The organism is Azospirillum sp. FG154, from assembly GCF_057809575.1.
The window spans coordinates 107,076-126,794 of sequence record NZ_JBMDKF010000004.1 but is presented as its reverse complement, the minus strand read 5'-3'; the positions used below and the strand labels follow the sequence as shown (position 1 = coordinate 126,794).

General features: G+C 69.3%; 20 protein-coding genes. 10 read left to right on the top strand and 10 right to left on the bottom strand.

Features of this window, described 5'->3' with window-relative positions; translation table 11 throughout:
• Window positions 1-35 precede the first annotated feature (35 nt).
• The 3 genes from ACODS4_RS06520 to ACODS4_RS06510 are packed head-to-tail and all read left to right on the top strand — an operon-like array spanning window position 36 to window position 1,959.
• On the top strand, window positions 36-722 hold the full coding sequence (locus ACODS4_RS06520; protein WP_488861883.1) for a DUF6134 family protein: 687 nt from the start codon (window positions 36-38) through the stop codon (window positions 720-722).
• Window positions 719-1,486, top strand: a complete 768-nt coding sequence (locus ACODS4_RS06515; protein WP_488861881.1) for an SDR family NAD(P)-dependent oxidoreductase — start codon at window positions 719-721, stop codon at window positions 1,484-1,486. Before ACODS4_RS06520 ends, ACODS4_RS06515 begins: the two co-directional genes overlap by 4 nt.
• Window positions 1,483-1,959, top strand: coding sequence for a nuclear transport factor 2 family protein (locus tag ACODS4_RS06510; RefSeq protein WP_488861879.1), 477 nt, complete (start codon window positions 1,483-1,485; stop codon window positions 1,957-1,959). The genes ACODS4_RS06515 and ACODS4_RS06510 overlap by 4 nt, the downstream gene beginning before the upstream one ends.
• On the opposite strand, the gene ACODS4_RS06505 is transcribed toward ACODS4_RS06510, so the two are convergent.
• Genes ACODS4_RS06505 through ACODS4_RS06485 form a run of 5 tightly spaced genes read right to left on the bottom strand, consistent with a single transcriptional unit; the run spans window position 1,892 to window position 7,366 of the window.
• On the bottom strand, window positions 1,892-2,512 hold the full coding sequence (locus tag ACODS4_RS06505; protein WP_488861877.1) for a DUF3833 domain-containing protein: 621 nt from the start codon (window positions 2,510-2,512) through the stop codon (window positions 1,892-1,894). The genes ACODS4_RS06510 and ACODS4_RS06505 overlap by 68 nt on opposite strands.
• A complete protein-coding gene (locus tag ACODS4_RS06500) occupies window positions 2,506-3,855 on the bottom strand; it encodes an MFS transporter (protein WP_488861875.1) in 1,350 nt (449 codons plus the stop codon). The genes ACODS4_RS06505 and ACODS4_RS06500 overlap by 7 nt, the downstream gene beginning before the upstream one ends.
• Window positions 3,856-3,879: 24 nt before the next feature.
• Window positions 3,880-5,112, bottom strand: a complete 1,233-nt coding sequence (locus ACODS4_RS06495; protein WP_488861873.1) for a class I SAM-dependent methyltransferase — start codon at window positions 5,110-5,112, stop codon at window positions 3,880-3,882.
• On the bottom strand, window positions 5,109-5,972 hold the full coding sequence (locus ACODS4_RS06490) for a DUF1365 domain-containing protein (protein ID WP_488861871.1): 864 nt from the start codon (window positions 5,970-5,972) through the stop codon (window positions 5,109-5,111). Before ACODS4_RS06490 ends, ACODS4_RS06495 begins: the two co-directional genes overlap by 4 nt.
• On the bottom strand, window positions 5,972-7,366 hold the full coding sequence (locus ACODS4_RS06485; RefSeq protein ID WP_488861869.1) for an NAD(P)/FAD-dependent oxidoreductase: 1,395 nt from the start codon (window positions 7,364-7,366) through the stop codon (window positions 5,972-5,974). Before ACODS4_RS06485 ends, ACODS4_RS06490 begins: the two co-directional genes overlap by 1 nt.
• 220 nt (window positions 7,367-7,586) lie before the next feature.
• On the opposite strand from ACODS4_RS06485, the gene ACODS4_RS06480 reads away from it, so the two are divergent.
• Both ACODS4_RS06480 and ACODS4_RS06475 read left to right on the top strand, forming a co-directional pair.
• Window positions 7,587-8,138: a sigma-70 family RNA polymerase sigma factor gene (locus ACODS4_RS06480; RefSeq protein ID WP_488861867.1), complete on the top strand. Its 552-nt coding sequence runs from the start codon at window positions 7,587-7,589 to the stop codon at window positions 8,136-8,138.
• A complete protein-coding gene (locus ACODS4_RS06475) occupies window positions 8,135-8,818 on the top strand; it encodes a ChrR family anti-sigma-E factor (protein ID WP_488861865.1) in 684 nt (227 codons plus the stop codon). Before ACODS4_RS06480 ends, ACODS4_RS06475 begins: the two co-directional genes overlap by 4 nt.
• 21 nt (window positions 8,819-8,839) lie before the next feature.
• On the opposite strand, the gene ACODS4_RS06470 is transcribed toward ACODS4_RS06475, so the two are convergent.
• Window positions 8,840-9,325, bottom strand: a complete 486-nt coding sequence (locus ACODS4_RS06470) for an acyl-CoA thioesterase (RefSeq protein WP_488861863.1) — start codon at window positions 9,323-9,325, stop codon at window positions 8,840-8,842.
• Between the two features lie 346 nt (window positions 9,326-9,671).
• On the opposite strand from ACODS4_RS06470, the gene rbsK reads away from it, so the two are divergent.
• Window positions 9,672-10,604 carry a ribokinase gene (gene rbsK / locus ACODS4_RS06465; protein WP_488861861.1) on the top strand — a complete coding sequence of 311 codons (933 nt, stop codon included), beginning with the start codon at window positions 9,672-9,674 and terminating at the stop codon, window positions 10,602-10,604.
• A 35-nt stretch (window positions 10,605-10,639) separates the two neighbouring features.
• Window positions 10,640-10,978, top strand: a complete 339-nt coding sequence (locus ACODS4_RS06460; RefSeq protein WP_488861859.1) for a DOPA 4,5-dioxygenase family protein — start codon at window positions 10,640-10,642, stop codon at window positions 10,976-10,978.
• Between the two features lie 55 nt (window positions 10,979-11,033).
• On the opposite strand, the gene hutG is transcribed toward ACODS4_RS06460, so the two are convergent.
• Genes hutG through ACODS4_RS06445 form a run of 3 tightly spaced genes read right to left on the bottom strand, consistent with a single transcriptional unit; the run spans window position 11,034 to window position 14,757 of the window.
• On the bottom strand, window positions 11,034-11,843 hold the full coding sequence (hutG, locus tag ACODS4_RS06455) for an N-formylglutamate deformylase (protein ID WP_488861857.1): 810 nt from the start codon (window positions 11,841-11,843) through the stop codon (window positions 11,034-11,036).
• On the bottom strand, window positions 11,843-13,396 hold the full coding sequence (gene hutH, locus ACODS4_RS06450) for a histidine ammonia-lyase (RefSeq protein WP_488861855.1): 1,554 nt from the start codon (window positions 13,394-13,396) through the stop codon (window positions 11,843-11,845). Before hutH ends, hutG begins: the two co-directional genes overlap by 1 nt.
• Window positions 13,393-14,757, bottom strand: coding sequence for a formimidoylglutamate deiminase (locus ACODS4_RS06445; RefSeq protein ID WP_488861853.1), 1,365 nt, complete (start codon window positions 14,755-14,757; stop codon window positions 13,393-13,395). Before ACODS4_RS06445 ends, hutH begins: the two co-directional genes overlap by 4 nt.
• Window positions 14,758-14,859: 102 nt before the next feature.
• Here ACODS4_RS06445 and hutI point away from each other — a divergent pair, with 102 nt between their 5' ends.
• The 3 genes from hutI to hutU all read left to right on the top strand — a co-directional run bounded on the left by hutI (window position 14,860) and on the right by hutU (window position 18,764).
• Window positions 14,860-16,125 carry an imidazolonepropionase gene (gene hutI / locus ACODS4_RS06440; protein ID WP_488861851.1) on the top strand — a complete coding sequence of 422 codons (1,266 nt, stop codon included), beginning with the start codon at window positions 14,860-14,862 and terminating at the stop codon, window positions 16,123-16,125.
• A gap of 11 nt (window positions 16,126-16,136) precedes the next feature.
• Window positions 16,137-16,862 carry a histidine utilization transcriptional repressor HutC gene (hutC, locus tag ACODS4_RS06435; protein ID WP_488861849.1) on the top strand — a complete coding sequence of 242 codons (726 nt, stop codon included), beginning with the start codon at window positions 16,137-16,139 and terminating at the stop codon, window positions 16,860-16,862.
• A gap of 216 nt (window positions 16,863-17,078) precedes the next feature.
• Complete coding sequence (gene hutU / locus ACODS4_RS06430) at window positions 17,079-18,764, top strand: urocanate hydratase (RefSeq protein ID WP_488861847.1); 1,686 nt, start codon at window positions 17,079-17,081, stop codon at window positions 18,762-18,764.
• A 327-nt stretch (window positions 18,765-19,091) separates the two neighbouring features.
• Here the strand turns inward: hutU and ACODS4_RS06425 are convergent, their stop codons facing one another.
• Window positions 19,092-19,607: a septal ring lytic transglycosylase RlpA family protein gene (locus tag ACODS4_RS06425; protein ID WP_488861845.1), complete on the bottom strand. Its 516-nt coding sequence runs from the start codon at window positions 19,605-19,607 to the stop codon at window positions 19,092-19,094.
• Window positions 19,608-19,719 lie beyond the last annotated feature (112 nt).

Sequence of the window (19,719 nt, the reverse complement as noted above, 5' to 3'; positions counted from 1 at the left end):
ACCAGGGGCAGTGGACACCCGACGAGGATCGCGCGATGCCGCCCCCGGCCCTTTTGCGACACGCCTTGGCCGCCGCCCTGCTGGCGGCGGTCCCCGCCAAGGCCGCCCCGCTTCCGGCGGAAACCGACTATCGGTTCGAGATCCGGCGCGACGGCGCGCCGGTCGGCGAGCACCGCGTCACCCTGCGCCGCGCCGCCAACGGGGTGGAGGCGGCGGCGACCAGCCGGATCGTCGTCCGCCTGCTGGGAATCCCCGTCTACCGTTTCGAGTACCGCTCGACCAGCCAATGGACCGACGGGCGGATGACGGCGCTGGACAGCGGCGCCGACGATGACGGAACCGTCACCAGCGTGTCGGCCCGCGCCGAGGGCAAGACCCTGCTCGTCACCGGGCCGGACGGCGTGGCCGAGGCGCCGTTTGGCCTGTTTCCGACCGATCATTGGAATCCGGCGGTGATCGGCGCGACCGAGATTCTGAACACCATCACCGGCAAGGTCAATCGCGTGACCATGACCGCTCAAGGGCGCGATTTGGTTCCGACCGGGGGGCAAAGCCGCCCGTCCACCCGCTACGCCTATGACGGCGAGATGCGGGCGACGGTCTGGTACGACGACGCCGGTCATTGGACGGGCCTGCGTTTTTCGGCGCGGGACGGTTCGACCATCGATTATGTCTGCCAACGCTGCGGCCCCGATCCCGAAGTGGCGGAGCGTCCGCAATGAGCGCGCCTGAGGTGAGGCCGCCGCTGGTCTGGATCACCGGGGCGGGCAGCGGCATCGGGCGGGCGCTGGCCCTGCGGCTGGCGCGCGACGGGGCGACGGTGGCGGCCTCGGCCCGCTCCGTCGAGTCCTTGGCGGCGTTGGCGGCGCTGGCGCCGGGGCGGATCCACGCCCACCCGCTCGACGTCACCGACGCGGGCGCGGTGGCGGCCTGCGTCGCGGCGATCGAGGATCGGCACGGCCCGCTCGACCAGGTGGTGCTGAACGCCGGAACCCACATCCCGATGTCGCTCGACGATTACGCCGCCGCCACGGCGCGGACGCTGATGGAGGTCAATTACATGGGCGTCGTCCATGGGCTGGACGCCGTTCTGCCGCGCCTGCGGGCGCGGGGCCGGGGCGTGGTCGCCGTCGTCGCCTCCGTCGCCGGGTACAGTGGGCTGCCGACGGCGGCGGCCTATGGGCCGACCAAGGCGGCGCTCATCAATCTGTGCGAATCGCTGAAGCTGGATTGCGACCGCGCCGGGATCCGGCTGCGTCTGATTTCCCCCGGCTTCGTCGCCACGCCGCTGACCGCGCGCAACCCCTTCCCCATGCCCGACCTGATCGGGGCGGAGGAGGCCGCCGACCGGATTGCCGAGGGGTTGGCGGGATCGGCCTTCGAGATCCTCTTTCCCAAGCGCTTCGCCCGGATCATGAAGGCGCTGCGCCTTCTGCCCTATGGCGTGTATTTTCCCTTGGTCCGCAAAATCACGGGGGCAGGATGAGCGACGACGCCCGCCGCGCCGGTCTGGATGGCTGGGCGCGCTTTTTTGAGGAACTCAGCCCCGCCGCGCTGGATCGGCTGCCCGATCTGACGACGGAGGATGTGCGCTTCCGCGATCCCTTCAACGACGCGCGGGGCCGCGCCGCCCTGCGCGCGGTGATGGAGCACACGCTGGCGGGCTGCGGCGGTTTGCGGTTCACCGTCACGCACAGGCTGTTCGCCCCGGATCTGGCCCTGCTGCGCTGGCGGTTCGAGGCGACGCTGCCGGTGATCGGGCGCCTTGACGTCATCGGAACCAGCGAGGTGGTTCAAGCCGCCGATGGCCGGGTGTCGGAGCACATCGACCATTGGGATTCGGGCGAGCATGTCTACGCGCGGCTGCCGCTGCTGGGCGCGCCGCTGCGCCTCATCCAGCGGCGGCTTGGCGTTTGTCCGCCGGTCGGTTCTCCGTCGGCGGCGCGTTTGCCGGAATGACGCCGCGCCCTTCGGGCTGAAAGAACAGGCTGACGGTCCCGATCCACAGGCCCCAGCGGTAAACATTGGCGCGGTTGATGAGGGCGCCGCCGGGTTGCAGCCACATCCAATCGTCAAAGCGCACGCGCCACGCGCCGTCGCCGACCTTCATCATCAGCTCGTAATTCCAGTTCAGCGCGTTGCCCGCCGCTTCGCCGATGGCCGTGCCGATCACGTCGTCGGCCCGCCCCTCATAGCGACCGTCGGCGGTTTTCACGATGCGCCAGACGCGGCGGTCCTTCTCGCCGTCGGAATAGAGGAAATTTTCGTCCAAAATCAGTTCCCGGCCATCCCACGCGCCGTCGATGGTTACGGTGAAGCTGCGGCGCAGCGTGCCGAAACGGTCTTCGAAGATCCCCCAGGCCTTGGTGCGCCCGGCGAAATACTCTTCGATTTTGAGCGCGGGTTTCTGGTCGGCGAAATCCTGGACCTTCATCGACGAGCATCCGTTCAAGGCGAAGAGCAGGGCGGCGGCGGTCAGCAAAAGGCGCGATGGAAGCAGGCGGGTCAGCATGCGGGGTCCAATCCTTGGGCGGTGGCCCGGCGATCCAGCCGGTTGCGGATGGCGGCGTGGCGGCGGCGGCTCAACGGGTGGCCCCAGACCAACGCGACCGCGATCAATTTGGCTACGGTCGGAACCCCGGCGTAGATCACCCCCACCGCCGACAGCGCCGTCGCGGACGGGGTGGCGACGCGCGGATCGAAGCCGAAGGCGGCGACCAGCGGCAGGGCGAGCGCCACCGACAGCGCAAGCGCGAGCTTTGACGCCATGGTCCACAGCGCGAACAGCAGCCCGGCGCGCGGCGGCCCGCGCTCCCGCCAGCGGGCGTAATCGACGACGTCGGCCTGCATCGCCGGGGGCAGCGCCAGATCCGCGCCCAACGCCGCGCCGGTGATGACGCAGACCAGCCCGAAAGCGAGCAGGTCGCCCGGCCCCAGCCAGGGAACCGGGGCGAAGGCGGCGCAGGCGGTCAGCATGGCGAGGCGCCAGGCCCGGTGCTTTTCCACCCGCGCCGCCAACCGCAGCCACAGCGGCACGGCGGCGACGGCGGACAGGAAATAGACCAGCAGAAAGACGCCCTTGGCGACGTCGCCCGCCATCAGGACGGAGCCGACGAAAAAGGGAAACAGCGTGGCCGGAACCCCGGTCGCCAAACCGTTGACCATCCAGGCGGCGAGCAGCCGCAGAAAGGGGCGGTTGGACAGGATTGGGCGCAGAGAGGGGAAGGCGCGCGTTTGCCCGTCGTCGGCGGGCCGCCCAACCTCCGCCACGCCCCACAGCAGACCCGACAGGGCGAGCGCGCCCAGCGCCACCGTGACCGTGGCCAGCAGGCTCAAGCCCTGCGCCGCGCTGAATCCCAGCGCCGCCGCCCCCGCCGGAACCGCGCCCGCCAGAATCAGGCCGAGCACGCCGACGCTTTCGCGCGCGCCGCTGATCCGGGCGCGGGCGTCATAGCCGGTCGCCAATTCCGCCCCCCAGGCCTGATAGGGGATTTGCACCATGCTCCACCCGACATAGAGCAGCAGGCTCCAGCCGAAGAGATGGGCGGTCCCGGCCTGAGCGGGCGGGTTGAACAGCGCCAGCAGGCCAAGCCCGGCCAGCAACCCGCCCAGCGCGATCCACGGCTTGCGCCGCCCGCTGCGGTCGCTGAGCGCCCCGACCAGCGGGTCGGTCAACAGGTCGAGCGTCCGCGCCGCCGTCAACGCCAGCGCGACGCCGCCCAACCCAATTCCCAGCGTTTCGGCGTAATGGGCGGGAAGCAGCACCGCCACCGGAATGGTGGGAAGCGCCAGCGGCAGCGCGGGCAGCGCGTAGAGCGTCAGCCGCCGCGCCGACAGCGCCCCGCCGCCGGTCATCGCGGGGCGCTCATGTTTGGACGCTCATGATGGCCGCCGGAAGCGCCAGAGGCCGACGTCGATGGTCTTGGCGCGGAAACCGGCCTCGCAATAGGCCAGATAATAGTCCCACAGCCGCCCGAACCGCGCGTCGAAGCCCTGGGCGGCGGCCTGCGGCCACGCCGCCAGGAAGCGCCGCCGCCATTCCGCCAGCGTTTCGGCGTAGCTGAAGCCGAAGGTTTCGACATGGTCGATCACCAACCCGGCCTGCGCCGCCTGCTCCCGCATCGCCGACGGGCAGGGCAGCATCCCGCCGGGGAAGATGTGGCGTTGGATGAAGTCGCAGCCGCGCCGGTAGCCGGGGAAACGTTGGTCCTCGATGGTGATCGCCTGGACGACGGCGCAGCCGCCGGGCGTCAGCCGGTCGCGCAGGGCGCTGAAGTAACGCGGCCAATGGGCTTCGCCGACCGCCTCGATCATTTCGATGGAGACGATGCGGTCGAACTGGCCCTCCACGTCGCGGTAATCCTGCAAACGGAATTCCGCCATCCCGGCTTCGGGGCTGTCGGCCAAGCGCGCCTGCGCGAAGGCGAGCTGTTCGGTGGACAGGGTCAGCCCGACGACGGAGACGCTGCGCGCGCGGGTCAGATGCTCCGCCATGCCGCCCCAGCCGCAGCCGATTTCCAGCACGCTCTGGCCCGGCGACAGCTCCAACAGGTCGCCGACGCGGCGGATTTTGGCGTCTTGCGCGTCCTCCAGGCTTTGCCCCGCCCGCTCATACAGGGCGGAGGAATAGGTCATGCCGGGGTCGAGCCACAGTTGGTAAAAGCGGTTGCCCAGATCGTAATGCGCCGCGATGTTGCGGCGGCTGCCGCCGCGCGTGTTGTCGTGCAGCCGGTGACGCAGCCGGTTGACGAAGGCCAGGGCGGTTGAGGCCAGGATCTGGCTGCCCAACTCGGCCTCGTTGCGGATGCCAAGCTCGATCAAGGCGGGCAGGTCGGAGCTGCGCCACAACCCGTCGCCATAGGCCTCGGCCAGACCGATGTCGCCGCCCAGCAGCAGATGACGGGCCGCCGTCGGGTCGTCCAGCGTCAGGTCGGCGCGCGGGCCGTCCGTCGGGTCGCCGAACGCCATCGACCGCCCGTCGGGCAGCCCTATGGTCAGGCTGCCATGGCGAATGCGGGACGCGGCGCGCAAAAACAGATTGGTCCACAGATCGCGGCCGGGCGTCAGCCGCCGCCACCAGGGTCGAACGGCGGTTGCTGCAACGTCGGTCATGCGGGAATTCCCTTGCTGGGGGCGATGAGGGGGGAAAGGGCGGCGGATGAGAGGGAGGTTGGCGACGCCAAGGCGGGCGTCACGATGGTGACGGGATCGGCGGGGGCGTCGGGGCGGGGGCGGATGGTCATGCCCTTGCGCCACAGGCGCAGCGCCTCCCAATGGATGCCCGCCACGACTTTGAGCGTCATCAGCGGATGCCGCGCCCAGGCGCGCAGCAGCGCGCCGTCGCTGATTTCCACCCGGCGGGCGGCCAGGGTGGCGTGCAGCACCGGCCCCTCGGCGTCGGTCTGGCGGATCGCCAGCAGCAGATCGTCGGCGGGCGGGCGGATGCGGAAATGATAGGCCGTCTCCATGTCCATGAAGGGGGAAACGTAAAAACGCTTGTCGCAGCTCTGCCGCACCAGCCCATCCGCGCCGGTTTCGGCGGGGATCAAATAGGAATGGCGCTGGCCGAAGGTGTTCGACACCTCGTGGATGATGGCGGCGAGGCCGCCGTCGGCCCGGTGGCAGAACCAGACGCTGAGCGGGTTGAAAACCATGCCCAAAACGCGGGGGAAGCACAGGATGCGGATCGGCCCGTCGGCGACGATTCCGGCCCGCTCCAGATGCCGGGCCGCCCAGTCCTTCAGCGGCAACTCCGCGCCCGGCTGGTCGGCCTTCGCGCCGAAATCCCGGTCGCGGAAGCCCAGCAGGCCAAAGCGGTTGTGGGCGAACAGGCGAAAGCTGGCGTCGAGCCGGGGCAATTCGTCCAGGTCGATCAACAGGCTGAACACCCGGTAGGACAGCCGGTGCGCCACCGGCTTGACCCGCCGGTGCGTCACCGCGCCGACATAGAGGCCGGAGGCGAACGGCTCCATCACGCGGCCTCGCGCGCGGCGGCGCGCGGATGGGGGCCAAGATGGATGCGCCCGGATTCATTCTCCACCGACCAGGGGCGGCGGACCCCGCCCAGCGCCTCGGCTGCCGCCAGCCCGGCTTGCGCCCCGTCTTCGTGAAAGCCCGCGCCGAAATAGGATCCGGCGAACCAGGTGTTGCGCTGGCCTTGCAGGCTCCACAATTGCTTTTGCGCGGCGAGCGCCCCCATCCCGAAGACCGGGTGGTCGTAGAGGAAGCTGCGCAGAATGCTGCCCTCGCGCGGCGGGCGGATCGGGTTCAGGGTGACGAACAGGTCGCGTTCGGGCGGCAGGAAGCTTTGCAGCCGGTTCATCCAATAGGTGACGCACACCGCGTCGCCCTCTTGGCCCGCGCCCGGAACGCGCGGCTGCGACAGGTAATTCCAGCTTGACCACACCGCCCGGCGCTTGGGCATCAGCGTGTCGTCCTCGTGCAGGATGGCGAGGTTGCGTTCGTACCCGAAGGCGCCGAGCAGGCGGCGCTCCTCGTCGCTGGGGTCGTCGAGCAGGGCCAGCGCCTGATCGGCGTGGGCGGCGATCACCACATGGTCGAACGCGTGCAGCGCCCCGCGCCGGTCGCGAATCCGCACCCGTCCGCCTTCGCGCGACACCGACTCCACCGCGCTGTTCAGGCGCAGGGCGTTCGGCATGTCGGCCAGGATGCGGCTGACATAGGCGCGGCTGCCGCCGTCCACCGTGCGCCAGATCGGGCGGTCGGTGATCTTCAGCAGCCCGTGATTTTCGCAAAAGCGGACGAAGGCGGCGGCGGGGTGATCGCGCATCGAGTCCGCCGGGGTGGACCAGATCGCGGCGGCCATCGGCAACAGATGGTCGCGGACAAAGGCGTCGGAATAGCCGCCCCGGTCCAGCAATTCGCCCAAGGTCAGGCTTTCGGCGTCCGGCGCGCTCAATTGCCTGGGCGCGTCGCGGTAAAAGCGCAGGAGATCGCGCAGCATCCGCCAGAAGCGCGGGCGCAGAAGGTTGCTTTTCTGGGCGAACAGCGTCCCAAGCGAGCTTCCCGCATATTCGATCCGCCCGCCGTCGAGCGAGGCGGCGAAGCTCATGTCGGTGGGGCGCGTCGCCACGCCCAGATGATCGAACAGGGCGACCAGATTGGGGTAGCTCGGCGCGTTGTAGACGATGAATCCGGTGTCCACCGGGCCGCTGAGGTCGGTGTCCACCGTGTTGGCGTGGCCGCCGGGGCGGTCTTCCTTCTCGAACAGGGTGACGCGGTGCGCCTTGGACAGCAGCCACGCCGCCGACAGACCGGCGATTCCCGAACCAATGACGGCGACGGATTGCGGCGGCGTGGAGGAGGCGTGGACGGAACGGATCGGCAAAATGTCGGCGCTGGTCATAGGCGATAAGCCCCTGTTCGGGTGCGGAACATGTGGCTTTACGCCCAAGGGCGGCGGCTGGATCACCGGCGAGGGCGCTTTCCTGCGCCGATAGGGAAACACCCTGATTGGGCGTTGATCGCGCGTTCGGGCGGTGATCCGACGCGGCGGTCGCCGCGTAAAGGGGGCTATGCGTGGCCTTGCCCCCCTTCCTTCACCGTCCATGACCGAGCGGGATCCGTTGGAACCGACCGATGAGATGTCGCGCGCCCTGCTTGCGGTGGCGACCGCGCGCGACCGCGCCGCCTTCGCCCGCCTGTTCGCCCATTTCGCCCCACGGGTGAAATCCTACATGCTGAAGCTGGGCGCGCCGCCGCAGCGGGCGGAGGATCTGGCGCAGGACACGATGCTGGCGGTCTGGCGCAAGGCCGAGCTGTTCGACCCGGCCAAGGCCGAAGCCGCGACCTGGGTCTTCACCATCGCCCGCAATTTGCGGATCGACGCCCTGCGCCGCGAACGCCACCCCGAAGTGTCGGACGACGCGCTGGCCGAGCATGAGGATGACCGCCCCCGCGCCGACGCGCTGTTGGAGGGGGCGCGGCGGGCCAAGCGCCTGCGCGGCGCGCTGAACGACCTGACGCCGGAGCAGGCGCAGGTGGTGCATTTGTCCTTTTTCGCCGATTTGGCGCATCCGGCGATCGCCGAGCGCCTGAACCTGCCCTTGGGCACTGTGAAGTCGCGCCTGCGCCTTGCCATGGGCAAGATCCGCAAGGCGCTGGGAGACGAGCCATGACCGGAGCCAGCAAGACCGGACGCCGCCCGCAGCATCACCCCAGCGACGCGCTGCTGGTCGGCTATGGGGCGGGCAGTTTGGGCGAAGGCCTGTCGCTCGCGGTGGCGCTCCACCTCGCCTCATGCCCCGATTGCCGCGCGGCGCTGGCCGACATCGACGCCGTGGGCGGCGCGTTGCTGGAGGCGTTGCCGCCGGAACCGCTGGAGCGGCTGACGTTGGCCGACACCTTGGCCTGCCTGGACGCGGCGCCCCCGGAGCGCCGTCCGCCCCGCCGCCGCCCCGCCACGCCGGGCGAGGCTGGGACGCCGGGGCTGTTGCGCCCCTATGTCGGCTCGCTGGCGGCGGCGCCCTGGCAGCGGCTGGCGCCGGGCGTGCGGCGGGTGGAGCTGTTGCCGCGCACGCCGCGCGGCGGGTCGGCGCAATTGCTGCGCATCGCGCCGGGAACCGCCTTGCCCCATCATGGGCATGGCGGGCTGGAGTTGACGGTGGTTCTGTCGGGATCCTTTTGCGACGAACTGGGCCGTTACGTCGCGGGCGACATAGCGGAGGCCGACGAGGAGGTGGGCCACCAGCCCATCGCCGACGGCTGCGAGGAATGCCTGTGCCTGATCGCCACCGACGCGCCGCTGCGCTTCACCGGCCTGATGGGGCGGCTGATGCAGCCCTTCATCGGTTTGTAAGGCGGGGGCTTGTGAGGCGGGTTACGATTCGCAGCGGGCCTGATAGAGTTCCATGGCGCTGCGGATGTCGTCGGGAATCGGCATCGAGGCGAAACCGTCCAGCGAGGTCGTCACCACCGTCAGGCTGCCCGACAGGCGGACTTGCCCGTCCACCTCGCCGTTGATGCGCAGTTGCAGGGAGCTGCGGCCCAGCCGCTCGATCAAAACGCCCAGCGTCAGCGTGTCGCCCATCCGGCTGGGGGCCAGAAAATCGCATTCGGCGTGGACGATGGGCAAGCCCAGCCGCCGATCCAGAATCATGCTGGCGTAGTCGATGTGCAGGCCTTGGGTGAACCAGTCCTCCACCGCGCCGTTGAACATGTCGAAATAGACCGGGAAATAGACGATTCCGGCGGGGTCGCTGTGGGAAAAGCGAATGGGCCGCTGCACCCGGAAACAGCCGGTCGGCAAAGGCCGGTGGCTGGGGTGGTCGTCGGGGCGGCGCGGCCGCTCGCTGGCGTCATGCATCTCGTGGTCGATCCTTTTTTCCGCCACGGCCTCGTCGTCGAGGTCGGTCGGGCGTCGCCGTCAAAAGAGTTGCGGCAATGCCGAACAATCATGGAAAAGCACCTTCCGTTCAACGGCTTCCTGCAACATTCGGGATTTCCTGACAAAATCAGGTGTCTGGGATGTGGCCGAAATGCTGCACTGCGTCAGAAGACGCCGCGACTCGGGTGGCCGGGACGTGGCCGTCGGACGGATCTGGCGCGCCGTCGCGTGAATATTGTTTCGTGCGCAAAACCGTCTGGAGGGTGCCGAAGCTTGGCAAGCTTGCTATCGTCGTCGTCCTGCCCGCGTGTGTTGAGGAGAGAGCATGACCCGGCCCAAGATCGCCGTCATCGGCAGCAGCATGACCGACCTGGTCGCCTATGTGTCCCGCGTGCCGGAACGCGGCGAAACGGTGGAGGGGATATCCTTCAGCCAGGGCGGCGGCGGCAAGGGGGCCAACCAGGCGGTGGCGGCGGCCAAGCTGGGGGCGCAGGCGCTGTTCGTCGCCAAGCTGGGGGATGACGGATTCGGCGACGCGACGCTCGCCGCGCTGGGCCGCGCCGGGGTGGACACGCGCCATGTCGGGCGGGTGGCGGGCGTGGCGAGCGGCGTGGCGACGATCCTGGTGGAGCCGTCGGGGGAAAACCGCATCGTCATCGCCAAGGGGGCGAACGACCATCTGCGCCCCGCCGACATCGACGCGGCGGCGGCGGATCTGAAGGACTGCGCCCTGATCGTTCTGCAACTGGAAGTGCCGTTGGAGACCGTCTATCACGCCATCGCCTTTGGCGTGGCGCACGGCGTCCCGGTGCTGCTGAACCCGGCCCCCGCCCGCACCGACCTTGATCCCGCCAAGCTGGCGGGGCTGCGCTTCTTCGTGCCGAACGAAACGGAGCTGGCGACGCTGACCGGCTGCCCGGTCAACAGCCCGTCCGACGCCGAGGCGGCGGCCCGCCTGCTGATCGCGCGCGGCGTCCGCTGCGTCATCGTCACGCTGGGCGCGCGCGGCGCGCTGCTGGTGACGGCGGAGTCGGCGACCTTGATCGACCCGGTGTCGGTCACGCCGGTGGACACCACCGGGGCGGGCGACGCCTTCATCGGCTCCTTCTCCCGCGTGTTCGCCGAGGGGGGCGACGTTCCGGCGGCCCTGCGGACGGCGGTGCGCTACGCCGCTGATTCGATCACCAAGCGCGGCGCGCAGGCGGCCTACGCCACGGCGGACGAGTTCGCCGCCTTCCTCGCCCGCGTCGGGGCGTAAGGGCGATGAACGCGGCGGAGACGATGGGGGATCGGGTGGCCACGATCACGGAATACCACGCCCACGTCTATTACCAGCCCGAGACGAAGGCCGAGGCCGCCGCCCTGCGCGCGGCGCTGGACGCGCGTTTTCCGGTGCGGCTGGGGCGCTGGCACGACGCGTTGGTCGGCCCGCACACCCAGAGCATGTATCAGGTCGCCTTCGCGGTGGAGGTCTTCGCCCAGGTGATGCCCTGGCTGATGCTCAACCACGGGACTCTTGATGTGCTGGTCCACCCGATGACCGGCGACGAGCTGGCCGACCACACCGCGCACGCGGCGTGGCTGGGCCAACGCCTGCCCCTGCGGTTGGAGGCGTTGGCACCTAGCCGGTGATGAGGGGCCAGTGATGCGGGACCGGTGATGAGGGGCTGGCGGTGGCGGGGCGTTTTCACCCCGCCGGACGCCACCCCGCCAGCGTGTCGAGCAGCGGGCGCAGCACCCGTTGCAGCCGCTCCGCCCGGTCGGGGCGGTAGGCGAAGGGCGGGGCGTCCTCGTCCATATATTGGTCTTGCGCCAGCTCCATTTGCAGGGCGTGGACATTCTCCGCCGGTCGCCCGTAGAAACGGGTGATGTGGCCGCCGACGAACCGCCCGTCGGTGACGCAGGTCAACCCTTCCGCCGCCGCCGCCCGCTCCATCGTCGCCACCACGGCGGCGATCAGGCCGGGCGCGGCGCTGGTCCCGCGCGCGGTGCCCAGGTTGAGGTCGGGCAACCGCCCGTCGAACAGGCGGGGGACCCGGCTGCGGATCGAATGGGCGTCGTAGAGCAGGGCGAAGCCGTGGCGGGCCTTGACCCGCGCCAGCTCCGCCGACAAGGCGTCGTGATAGGGCCGCCAATAGGCATCGACCCGTTCGGCGATCTCCGCCGCGTCCGGGGCCTGCCCGTCCTGATACAGCGGTTGGCCGTCGAACAGCGTGTCGGGGCACAGGCCGGTCGTCGCCTGACCGGGGTAGAGGCTGGCCCCGTCCGGCGGGCGGTTGAGATCGACGACGTAGCGGGAACAGCGCGCGCTGAGCAGCGTCGCCCCCACATCCCGCGCGACATCATAAAGCCGGGGGATGTGCCAATCGGTGTCCGACAGGGTCAGCGCCTGCGGGGTCAACCGTTCGGCCAGCCCCGGCGACAGCGCTGTGCCGCAATGGGGCATGCTGATGACCAGCGGCCCATCGCCTGGCGCAAGGTCAAAAATCGGCTCCATCACGCCTCCAGCGACGCGGGCATCACGTCGTCCAGCGCCCCCCGGCGGACCAGCGCGCCGATGGCGGCCAGATCGGGGGCGAAATAGCGGTCCACGTCGTAACGCGGCACGTCGGCGCGCACGGTGGCGATGGCGCGTTCCAGCGTGGCGGAGGTGGCGAGCGGGCGGTGGAACTCCAACCCCTGAATCGCGGCCAAAAGCTCTATGCCGACGATGTCGGCGACGTTGCCCGCGATGTCGCCCAGCCGCCGCGCCGCGAAGGTCGCCATGCTGACATGGTCCTCCTGGTTGGCGGAGGTCGGCAGGCTGTCCACGCTGGCCGGGTGGGCGTGGGTCTTGTTCTCCGAGGCCAGCGCCGCCGCCGTCACATGGGCGATCATGAAGCCGGAGTTCAGCCCCGGTTCGGCCACCAGGAAGGGCGGCAGGCCGCTGATGGTGGTGTCGATCAGCATGGCGACGCGGCGTTCCGACAGCGCGCCGATCTCCGACGCGGCGATGGCGAGCTGGTCGGCGGCCATCGCCACCGGCTCCGCGTGGAAATTGCCGCCGGACAGCACCTCGCCGGTGTCCACCAGAACCAGCGGGTTGTCGGTGACGCCGTTCGCTTCGATCACCAGGGTGCGGGCGGCTTGGCGCATCTGGTCGAGCACCGCGCCCATCACCTGCGGCTGGCAGCGCAGGGAATAGGGGTCCTGCACGCGGTGGCAATCCGGCCCCTGGTGGCTGGCGTTCAGCGGGCTGCCGCTCAGCGCGTCGCGGAACAGGGCGGCGACGGCGATCTGGCCCGGCTGGCCGCGCAGGGCGCTGATGCGGGCGTCGAACGGGCGATGGCTGCCCTTGACCGCCTCGACCGACAGCGCGCCCGCGACCAGGGCGGCGTTGAAATCACGCTCGATCTGGAACAGCCCGGCCAGCGCCAGCCCGGTGGAGACCTGGGTGCCGTTGATGAGCGCCAGCCCTTCCTTGGCCTTCAGCTCGAACTGCGGCAGACCGGCGACGCGCAGCCCCTCTTCGGCGGGAAGGATTTGGCCGTTGACGCGGACATGGCCGATGCCCAGCAGCACGCCGCACAGATGGGCCAGCGGAGCCAGATCGCCCGAGGCGCCGACCGATCCCTTGCCGGGGATGACCGGCAGAACGTCGGTCGCGTGCAGTTTCAGCAGGGCGTCGACCAGTTCGGGCCGGATGCCCGACGCGCCGACGGCCAGACTGACCGCCTTGATGACCAGGATCAGGCGGACGACCGCGTCGGCCAGCGGCTGGCCGACGCCGGTGGCGTGCGACAGGATCAGGTTGCGTTGAAGCTTTTCCAGATCCGACGCGGCGATGTGGGTGTGCGCCAGCTTGCCGAAGCCGGTGTTCACGCCATACACCGCCTCCGTCCCGCCGGCGATTTTGTCGATGAGGGCGCGCGATTGAGCCATGCGCGGGTAGGCCGCCGGATCGAGCGTCAGGGTGGGCCGCCCGTGATAAATCGCGCGCAGCGTGTCGAGCGACAGCGCGCCCGGAACCAGGGTGATGGTGGTGTCGGTGGTCGGCACAGCGTCGCTCATCCCAAAAGTCTCCCCAAGGTGTTTTTGAAGCGTTCGGCGATCTCGTCTTCGCGCGGGTGGCGGCGGTCGCGGATGATGGTCCGCCCGCCGACGATCACGTCGCGCGCCAGCCCGGCGTTGCCGGAGAAAATCCAACTGTCGAGCCACGCGTCGCCCCGACGGGCGGCGAGCAGCGGGTGATCGGAATCCAGAACCACGATGTCGGCGCGCGACCCGACGGCGATCCACCCGGCGTCGAAGCCGGTGGCCTGCGCCCCGCCCGCCTGCGCGTCCTCCACCAGCCGCCGGGCGGTGGCGCGGCGCGGGCCGCCCGCCAGCACGGTGCGCCGCCCGCTGGTCAGGCGCGCGCCATATTCCAGCCAGCGCAGATCCTCCACCGGGCTGACGGAAATGTGGCTGTCGGAACCGACGCCCCAGCGCCCGCCCTGCGCCATGTAGGATTCGGCGGGGAAAAAGCCGTCGCCGAGGTTGGCCTCCGTCGTTGGGCACAGACCGGCCACCGCGCCGCTCGCCGCCACGCCGCGCGTTTCCGCGTCGGTCATGTGGGTGGCGTGGATCAGGCACCAACGGGCGTCCACGGCGCAACGTTCCAGCAGCCATTCCACCGGGCGGCGTCCGCTGTGGGCGAGGCAATCCTCCACCTCTTTGCGCTGTTCGGCGATGTGGATGTGAATCGGGCCGGTCGGGTGGGCGGCGAGTGTTTCAGCCAACAGGCTTTCCGGCACGGCGCGCAGTGAATGGGGGGCGATGCCCAGCCGCACGTCGTCGTCCGCGCCATAGGCCCGTTGCAACGCCCCGGTCAACCGTTGGAACCCCTCGCCGTCATGGATGAAGCGGCGCTGGCCGTGGGTGGGGGCGGTTCCGCCGAAACCTGAGGCGGCGTAGAGCACCGGCAACAGGGTGATCGGCAGCCCAACCGCGCGGGCGGCGGCGACGGCGCGGTGGCTCATTTCCGCCGGATCGGCGTAGTGGCTGCCGTCGCGGTCATGGTGCAGATAATGGAATTCGGCGATCGCCGTGAAGCCCGCCTTCAGCGTCTCCATATAGAGCTGGGCGGCGACCGCCTCGAAATCCTCCGGTGTCATGCGGTCGAGCGCGCGGTACATGACGTCGCGCCAGCTCCAAAAACTGTCGGCGCCCTCGCCCGAGGCTTCGCCCATTCCGGCGATGGCCCGTTGGTGGGCGTGCGAATGCAGGTTGGCGATTCCCGCGACGGCGGCCCCGGCGAACCGCTTCGCGCCCGGCGGGCAGGGGGCGTTGGCGGTGATCGCCGTGATGCGGCCCCGACCGTCCAGCGCGACGGCGACGTTGTCCGCCCATCCCTGGGGCAACAGCGCGGCGGCAAAAAACAGGTTGCTCATGCAAGCGGCCTCGTTATTATAGACAACACTATACAAGTATAGGCAACCCGATGCCAAGCGCCTTTCGTCGGCGTTCGGCGGAGGACCACCGGAGGACAACCGATGCCGACCGCCGCGCTGTGGGATTCCCTGTGGATCGACCTGTCGCTCGCCACCATGGTTGACGGGAGGGAGAAAGATGGGGCGGCGGACGGCTATGGCGCGGTGGCCGACGCGGCGGTGGGGGTGAAGGACGGCAAGATCGTTTTCGCCGGTCCGCGCGGCGCCCTGCCGGGGCCTATGGAGTCTTTGGCCGCGCATGTCCATTCGGGCGGCGGCGGCTGGATGACGCCGGGCTTGATCGACGCGCACACCCACCTTGTTTATGGGGGCAACCGGGCGCGCGAGTTCGAGATGCGGCTCCAGGGCGCGAGTTATGAGGAGATCGCGCGGGCGGGCGGCGGCATCGTCTCCACCGTCGCGGCGACCCGCGCGGCGGACGAGGACGTCTTGCTGGCCGCCGCGCTGCCGCGCCTGGACAGCCTGTTGGCCGAAGGGGTGACGACGGTCGAAATCAAATCCGGCTATGGGTTGGACACCGCGAACGAAATGAAGATACTGCGCGTCGCCCGGCGTCTGGCGGAGGTTCGTCCGGTCGATGTCCGAACCACCTTCCTGGGCGCCCACGCGGTCCCGCCGGAATGGCGCGGCGACCCCGACGGCTACATCGACCAGCTTTGCGGCGAAACCCTGCCCGCCGTCGCCAAGGCCGGGTTGGCCGACGCGGTGGACGCCTTTTGCGAGGGCATCGGCTTTTCCATCGACCAGACCCGGCGGGTGTTCGAGGCGGCGCGGGCGCATGGCCTGCCGGTGAAGCTGCACGCCGAACAGCTCAGCAATCTGGGCGGGGCCAAGCTGGTGGCCGAATTCGGCGGCCTGTCCGCCGACCACATTGAGCATCTGGACGAGGAGGGCGTCGTCGCCATGGCGCGGGCCGGAACGGCGGCGGTGCTGCTGCCCGGCGCCTTCTACGCCCTGCGCGAAACCAAGCTGCCGCCGATTGAGCTGTTGCGCCGCCACGGCGTGCCGATGGCGCTGTCCACCGACAACAACCCCGGCACATCGCCGGTTTGCTCGCTGCTGCTGATGCTGTCGATGGGCTGCACCTTCTTCCGGCTGACCCCGGCGGAGGCGTTGGCCGGGGTGACGCGCTGCGCCGCCCGCGCGCTGGGCCTGACCGACCGGGGAGTCATCGCGCCGGGGATGCGGGCCGATCTGGTTCTGTGGGGGATCGACCATCCGGCGGAATTGTCCTACGCCATCGGCCTTAACCCCTGCCGGGCGGTGGTGAACGCGGGAATCGTCCGCGCGCCCCGCATCCTGTCCTGAAAGAGCCGATCATGAGCGCCGTGTCCGCCGCGCAACCGCGCTACGCCCAGATCAAGGAGACGATCCGCCGCCGCATCCAGTCCGGCCACTGGCGCGAGGGCTTTCAGATCCCGTCCGAACACAAGCTGTTGGAGGAGTTTTCGGTCAGCCGGATGACGGTCCACCGCGCCCTGCGCGACCTGACCGACGAAGGGCTGCTGACCCGCGTCCAGGGGCTGGGCACCTTCGTCGCCGAACGCCCGACCAGCATGGACGTGGTGGAGTTGCGCAGCATCGCCGACGAGATCGCGGCGCGCGGCAACCGCCATTCCTGCGCGGTCGAGAGCCTGTCCGCCGTCACCGCCGATTCCGGTCTGGCCCGCCGTTTCAACCGTCCGGTCGGCTCGGCGCTGTTCCATTCCATCGTCGTCCACCGCGAAAGCGACGTGCCGGTGCAGTTGGAGGAGCGTTGGGTCAACCCGGAGGTCGCGCCCGACTATCTGGACCAGGATTTCACCCAACAGACCCCCGGCGCCTATCTGATGCGGCTGGAGGCCTCCCCCCAGGTCGAGCATGTGATCGAGGCGGTGGCCCCGACCCCCGACATTGCCCGGCTGCTGGAAATCCCGGAGTCCGAACCCTGCCTGCGCGTCACCCGTCGCACCTGGGTCAACGGTCAGGTCGTGACGGTGGCGATGCTGGTTCACCCCGGCAGCCGTTACCGTCTGGGCGCACGGTTCCAGGCGCCGCCGCCGTAAGCCTCTCGCGGCCCCCTCCCTAACCCTCCCCCGCTGGTCAGCGGGAGAGGGAACTGCCGCCGCCCTCCCATCAGGCCCCCTCTCCCGCGACAGCGGGGGAGGGTCGGGGAGGGGGCAACCGCCATCATTCACATCCACCCCCCTCCCACCCACCCCTCCCACCCACCCCTCCCACCCACCCCTCCCACCCACCCCCTCCCACCAGGAGCACGCCCCATGTCGTCGTCCCGTCTCGACAACCATCGCGTCATCCGCGCGCCGCACGGCGCCGCGTTGAGCTGCAAAAGCTGGCTCGCCGAGGCGCCGTTGCGCATGCTGATGAACAACCTCGACCCCGACGTCGCCGAACGCCCGCAAGAGCTGGTGGTCTATGGCGGCATCGGTCGGGCGGCGCGCGACTGGGACAGCTACGACCGCATCGTCGCGGCGCTGCGCGACCTGAACGACGATGAAACGCTGCTGGTGCAGTCGGGCAAGCCGGTCGGCGTCTTCCGCACCCACGCCGACGCGCCGCGCGTGCTGATCGCCAACTCCAACCTCGTGCCGCGCTGGGCGACCTGGGAGCATTTCCAGGAGCTGGACCGCAAGGGGCTGGCGATGTACGGCCAGATGACCGCCGGGTCCTGGATCTACATCGGCAGCCAGGGCATCGTCCAAGGCACCTATGAGACCTTCGTCGAGGCCGGGCGTCAGCATTACAACGGCAGCCTGACGGGCAAATGGATCCTGACCGGCGGTTTGGGCGGCATGGGCGGCGCGCAGCCGCTGGCCGCCACCATGGCCGGGGCCTGCATGTTGGCCGTCGAATGCCGCCCGAGCAGCATCGAGATGCGCCTGCGCACCGGCTATCTCGACCGCCACACCGCCAGCCTGGACGAGGCGCTGGCCTGGATTCAGGAGGCCTGCGCGAAGGGCGAGGCGATTTCGGTCGGCCTGCTGGGCAACGCCGCCGACGTCTTCCCCGAACTGGCCCGCCGCGCCGCCGTCGATCCGTCGGTTCGTCCGCACATCGTCACCGATCAAACCTCCGCCCATGATCCGGTCAACGGCTATCTGCCGCAGGGCTGGACTCTGGCCCAGTGGGACGCCGCGCGGGAAAGCGCCCCGGCGTCGGTCGCCGCCGCCGCCCGCAAGTCGATGGCCGTCCATGTCGAAGCCATGCTGGCCTTCCACGCCATGGGCGTGCCGACGGTCGATTACGGCAACAACATCCGCCAGATGGCCAAGGAAGAGGGCGTCGAGAACGCCTTCGACTTCCCAGGATTCGTCCCCGCCTACATCCGTCCGCTGTTCTGCCGGGGCGTCGGTCCCTTCCGCTGGGCCGCCCTGTCGGGCGATCCCGAGGACATCTACAAGACCGACGCCAAGGTGAAGGAGCTGATCCCCGACGACGCGCACCTGCACAACTGGCTGGACATGGCGCGCGCGCGCATCCACTTCCAGGGCCTGCCCGCGCGCATCTGCTGGGTCGGTCTGGGGCAGCGCCACCGTCTGGGGCTGGCCTTCAACGAGATGGTGAAGTCCGGCGAATTGAAGGCCCCCATCGTCATCGGACGCGACCATTTGGACAGCGGCTCCGTCGCCAGCCCGAACCGCGAAACCGAAGCGATGAAGGACGGTTCGGACGCCGTGTCGGATTGGCCGCTGCTGAACGCGCTGCTGAACACCGCCAGCGGGGCGACCTGGGTCAGCCTGCACCATGGCGGCGGCGTCGGCATGGGCTTTTCCCAGCATTCCGGCATGGTCGTGGTCTGCGACGGCACCGACGAGGCGGCGCGGCGGGTTGGCCGCGTGCTGTGGAACGATCCGGCCACCGGCGTCATGCGCCACGCCGACGCGGGCTATGACATCGCCATCAATTGCGCGAAGGAGCAGGGCTTGAACCTGCCGTTCCTGAAGTAAACTGACGCGGATGACCGCCCTCTTCCGCGCGGCGCTACTGGATGCACACATCTTTGGTTTAGGCAACTCATTGGAAGAAAAAGAATTTTTCTCCGTCATTCCCGCGCAGGCGGGAATCCAGACTTACCCATAGGGTTCGTCTGGCAAACTCTGGATCCCCGCCTGCGCGGGGATGACGGAAAATCCGTTTTATCCCAATTGGTTGCAGCAAGAAAAAGATGTGTGAATCCGGTAGCCCGCGCGGCGGGAGAGGGCGGCCAAAACGAAAAAGCCCCGCCGTCCATTCGGGAGGCGGGGCTTTTTTGGTCCACCGGATGGCGGCGTCGGTCAGTCGCTCGCTTCGGCGACCTGAACGATCCGCTCCACCCGGACCTGCGCCACGCCAGCGCTAATCAAGCCGAGCTTTTGCGCGGCCCGGCGGTTCACGTCGATGATGCGCTTGCCGTGGAACGGGCCGCGATCATTCACCACGACCACCACCGATCTTCCGGTGCGGATGTTGGTCACGCGCAGCTTGGAGCCGAACGGCAAGGTCCGGTGCGCCGCCGTCATGGCCTTGGCGCTGATTTTCTGCCCGCTCGCGGTCTTGCTGCCGTCCTTGTAGTCGTACCAAGACGCCTGACCGATCTGGACGGTCGGTTTGTGCTTGGGTTTTGCGTGATGCGGCTGTGCGGCGGACGCCGACAGAGACAGGCCCCCGAGGAGAATGGAAAGCGCCGCGATCCGCACGACACGAGAAAAGTCCGGCTTCCTGGTCTTGCCGTTTTGCGGCGCAGAGGGATGCCTGATGGCTGTTCCCGGCACGTCGGCCTCACAATGTTGTTCATCCAAAAGGCCACGCATGAGGACATGCTGTGGCGCAACAAAGCGCACTGTTGGCTATTTGAATGGATGAGTCAACATTTTCGGGATCATGCCCCTTTATTGTTGCAGCGCCACGCACAATACGAAGGGG